Raw genomic sequence first — 3,994 nt, forward strand, 5'->3', positions numbered from 1 at the left:
GGGGGCATCCATGAAGCATGAAGAATTCGACGTCATCGTCGTCGGCTCCGGCGTATGCGGCGCCACCATCGCCCGGGAAATGAGCCGGCAGGGACGCAAGGTGCTGATGCTGGAGAGGGGCGGCTCCGCGCCGGCCAGAGAAAGCCTGGCCGGCATCGCCGGCATCGCCGACGAAGTCCGGCTGGGCGAACGCAAGCTGGCCACGGTCAGGGCATTGACCACCGGCGGCTCCACTTCGATGTATTTCGCCGTCGCCAATATGCCGCCGCTGGAGCTGTTCCGCGCGCACGGCATCGAGCTGGCGGATGACCTGGAAGCGGTGCGCAGCGAATTGCCGATCGCCGCGCTGCCGGACAGGCTGCTGACGGCCAAAGCGCGCCGGCTGCGGGCCAGCGCCATCGAGCTGGGGCATGACTGGCGCAAGAACGAGATGCTGATAGACGCGTCGCGGTGCGACGCCGGCTACCGCTACGAAGCCAAATGGAAGGCGCTGGACTACGTCGAGGACGCGCTGGCGGCCGGCGCGACGCTGATCTCGCGCGCCATGGTGGTGCGCGTGCTGCGGGAAGGCGGCCGGGCGATAGGCGTGGAATACCGGCGGCGCAAGGGCTTCGGCTCCGAGCTGCGGCAGGCTTACGCCAAGAAAGTGGTGCTGGCGGCCGGCGAGCTGGCCACCCCGACAATGCTGCGGGACTGCGGCGTGGACGGCGTCGGCGCGCGGGGTTTCTTCTGCAATCCCGGTTACGGGGTTTACGGCCTGGTGCCGGGACTGGGGGGCGGCGAGGAGGGCTTCGTCGGCAGCATGAGCTGCCATCTGGACGACGGCATCGAGCTGGGCGACGCCAATGTGGCCCGCGTGCTGCACCGGCCGATGATGCTGGCGGCGCTGCGTTTCCGGCACCTGTTCTCCTACAGCGATTGCGTGGGCGTCGGCGTCAAGGTCAAGGATGGCCTGGGCGGCCGCCTGGAGGCGGACGGGCGCTTGCGCAAGAGCTTCGACCACGGCGACCAGGTCCGGCTGGACCGGGGGCGGCGCGAGGCGGTCCGCCTGCTGGAACGGGCGGGCGCCAAGCATATTTTCGACGTCGGATTGCGCGCCGCTGGACGCATCGGCGGTTTGATCCGCATCGGCGAGCACGTCGATGGCAAGCTGGAAACCTCGCTGCGCGGCCTGCACGTTTGCGACGGCTCCGTCATTCCCGACGACATGCGCGGCACGCCGACGGTTTCACTGATCTGCCTGGCGCGCCATCTGTCCCGGCACCTGCTGGCCGCGACCTGAACGCGGCTTTCATCCACCAACCTTCGGAATCGAGCAATGACATCAAGCAATCAGATGGCGACGGCCGCCCCGGCCCAGGCCAAGCCGCAACGGCGATGGCGCAAGCGCCTGTCGCGGGCGGGGCTGGTTCTGCTGGCGCTGGCCGTGGCCGCCCATTTCGCCTGGGTGTATTCGGGCTCCAACCGCTGGGAACCATCGCGGGATCAGGACGGGGTCCAGGTGTGGACCTTGAAGACGCCGGGCAGCGGCCTGGTGCTGGTGAAGGCGCACGCCCGCGTCAAATCCAGCCTCTCCGGCATGGTGAAGCTGCTGGAGGATCTGAGCAGCTGCGCCGAAGCCTATTGCTACGACGGCTCGGTGATAGAGCGCCTGCCGACGACGCCGGACCGCTACGCCGCGTATGTGCAGTTCAAGTTCGACATGCCCTTGTTGAAAACCCGCCAGTACGTGCTGCTGCAGGAACACTGGCAAGACCCGGTCAGCAAGCGGCTGGAGCTCAACATCATCGCCGCGCCCAACCGCATCCCGCGCGACGAGTGCTGCGTGCGCATCGCCCATCTGAGCAACCACTGGACCATCACGCCGCAGCCGGGCGGCTGGCTGGACATCGAGTTCACCCAGGACACAGACGTGGGCGGATTGCCGTACCCGCTGGTCAACCCGGCGCTGATCGAAAGCACCTACCAGATTCTCCACGGCATGCAAGGGCTGATGAATATGGAGAAGTATCGCAACGCGCGGGTCCCCGGCATCCGCGAACTGGACACTCCGAAAACGTGAGGATGTAGATGAGCAAGCTCGAAAACACTTTGTCGCCGGCCGCGATGCCGGCGCCCGCCAAGCGCGGTTCCCGCCTGCGCCGGCTGGGCAAGGCGCTGATCTACGCCGTGCCGGCGCTGGCGCTGCTGTCCGTGCTGGGCAACTGGCTGTGGATGCTGTCCGGCTCCAATCGCTGGGAGTTGCAGTCCGACGCCGACGGCGTGCAGGTCTACACCATGAAGACCCCGGGTTCGTCGGCGCTGCGCGTGCGCGGCATCACCACGATGAAGCAGTTCAGCCTCAGCAACCACATCGCGCCTTTCCTGGATGAAAGCATCCAGAACAACTGCGCCGAGTGGGTGCAGGGTTGCCTGGGCTATCGCATCGTCCAGCCATGGGACCCGCGCAGCGGGAGCATCGTCACATTGTGGTCGGTGGAGCTGTTTCCGCCGTTCACCCCGCGAGAAATGCTGCTGCTGGGCCAACTGAGGCAGGACCCGGCCACCGGCGTGGTCACGCTGGAGAACATCGCGGCGCCCAACAAACTGCCGCCCAACGAGAACCGGGTGCGGCTGGAGCACATGCACAACGTATTCCGTTACACCCCGCAGCAGGATGGCGCGGTCAAGGTGGAGGTGCTGTACGACATGGACATGGGCGGCGGCTTCCCGCAGTGGGCGCAGAACTTGATGGCGCCGATGGTGGTGAGGCAGATGCTGACCAAGGATATTCCCCGCCAACTGAATCAAGAGAAATACCGCAAGGCGAGGTTCGACTTCCTGTCCGACCGGACGCTGGCCAAGCATTGAGCGCGGCGGGGGGCGCGCCAAGGCGCGCCCGAGCGGGCGCTTGCGCGCCATGATTATGACAAATGACTGGAGGAGTGGCGATGCAAGAAACAGTCAAACCGGCCGTAGTGGTCAGCGGCGGTAGCCGCAGCCTGGGTCTGAAAATTTGCGAAAGCCTGCTGGCCGGCGGCTACCGGGTGGCGACGTTCAGCCGCAACGACACGGCGGAGTTGAGCCGGCTGCGGGATAGCGCCGCCGGCGATTTCCATTGGGAGGCCGCCGACGTGACCGACGCGCCGGCGCTGTCCCGTTTCCTCGGGCGCGCGCGGGAGAAGCTGGGCCCGCTGCGCGGCCTGGTCAACAACGCCGGCGTCTACCACGAAGGACTGTTGGCGATGAGCCGGCCGGACGACATCGCCCGCTTGCTGGAGGTGAACCTGGGCGGCGCGATCCGGCTGGCCCAGCTGTGCGCCAAGCAGATGATGGTGGGCGGCGGCGGGGCCATCGTCAACGTGTCCTCGGTGGCCGGCGTCCGTGGCTTCGAAGGCGTGGCGGCCTACAGCGCCACCAAGGCCGCGCTGGACGGGTTGACCCGCAGCCTGGCGCGGGAGCTGGGGCCGATGCGCATCCGAGTCAACGCGGTGGCGCCCGGGCTGATGGAGACGGAAATGGTGTCCGGCATGGTGGCGAGGCAAAAGGAGCAGCTCGTGCGGCAAACGCCGCTGGGCAGATTGACGACGGTGGACGACGCCGCCTCCGTCGTCCGGTTTCTGTTGTCGGACGAGGCAGGATTCGTCACGGGGCAGACGCTGATCGTGGATGGCGGTTTGACGACTTGACGGGAGATATCCAGATGCAACACGACGTTAGACAAGTGATTGAAAAGACGCTGCGCCTGGTGGCGGAGGAAAACCTGCTGAGCCTGCCGGCCTATGGAGACGACACCGAGCTGGTGGACGAGATGGGCTTTACCTCGGTGAGCATCGCCATGCTGTTGTTCCGGGTGGAGGTGGAACTGGGCGTGGACCCGTTCCTGGACGAGAACGTGCGCATCACCGACATCCGCACCGTCGGCGATCTCTGTCGCGTTTACTCGGACTGCCTGGCGGCGCAAGCGTAACCCGGCGGTCGCGCACCGCCCGTTTTCTCGAGAGATGAAGAGCAC

Annotated in this window: 5 protein-coding genes; all 5 read left to right on the plus strand. The window is 66.5% G+C overall.

Annotation, left to right across the window (positions count from 1 at the left end; translation table 11 throughout):
* The first annotated feature begins 10 nt into the window (after nucleotides 1-10).
* The 5 genes from VL52_RS09770 to VL52_RS09790 all read left to right on the plus strand — a co-directional run bounded on the left by VL52_RS09770 (nucleotide 11) and on the right by VL52_RS09790 (nucleotide 3,949).
* The gene (locus tag VL52_RS09770) at nucleotides 11-1,282 is read left to right on the plus strand and encodes an FAD-dependent oxidoreductase (protein ID WP_046156853.1); all 1,272 of its coding nucleotides are present in this window, start codon (nucleotides 11-13) and stop codon (nucleotides 1,280-1,282) included.
* Between the two features lie 36 nt (nucleotides 1,283-1,318).
* Nucleotides 1,319-2,062 carry an SRPBCC family protein gene (locus VL52_RS09775; RefSeq protein WP_144410211.1) on the plus strand — a complete coding sequence of 248 codons (744 nt, stop codon included), beginning with the start codon at nucleotides 1,319-1,321 and terminating at the stop codon, nucleotides 2,060-2,062.
* Between the two features lie 8 nt (nucleotides 2,063-2,070).
* Complete coding sequence (locus VL52_RS09780; protein ID WP_046156855.1) at nucleotides 2,071-2,850, plus strand: START domain-containing protein; 780 nt, start codon at nucleotides 2,071-2,073, stop codon at nucleotides 2,848-2,850.
* An 80-nt stretch (nucleotides 2,851-2,930) separates the two neighbouring features.
* The gene (locus VL52_RS09785; RefSeq protein ID WP_046156856.1) at nucleotides 2,931-3,668 is read left to right on the plus strand and encodes an SDR family NAD(P)-dependent oxidoreductase; all 738 of its coding nucleotides are present in this window, start codon (nucleotides 2,931-2,933) and stop codon (nucleotides 3,666-3,668) included.
* 14 nt (nucleotides 3,669-3,682) lie between these two features.
* Nucleotides 3,683-3,949, plus strand: coding sequence for a hypothetical protein (locus VL52_RS09790; protein ID WP_070978679.1), 267 nt, complete (start codon nucleotides 3,683-3,685; stop codon nucleotides 3,947-3,949).
* Nucleotides 3,950-3,994: the final 45 nt, after the last annotated feature.

Origin of the sequence: Chromobacterium vaccinii, assembly GCF_000971335.1 — a bacterium.
Taxonomy (GTDB): Bacteria; Pseudomonadota; Gammaproteobacteria; order Burkholderiales; family Chromobacteriaceae; genus Chromobacterium; species Chromobacterium vaccinii.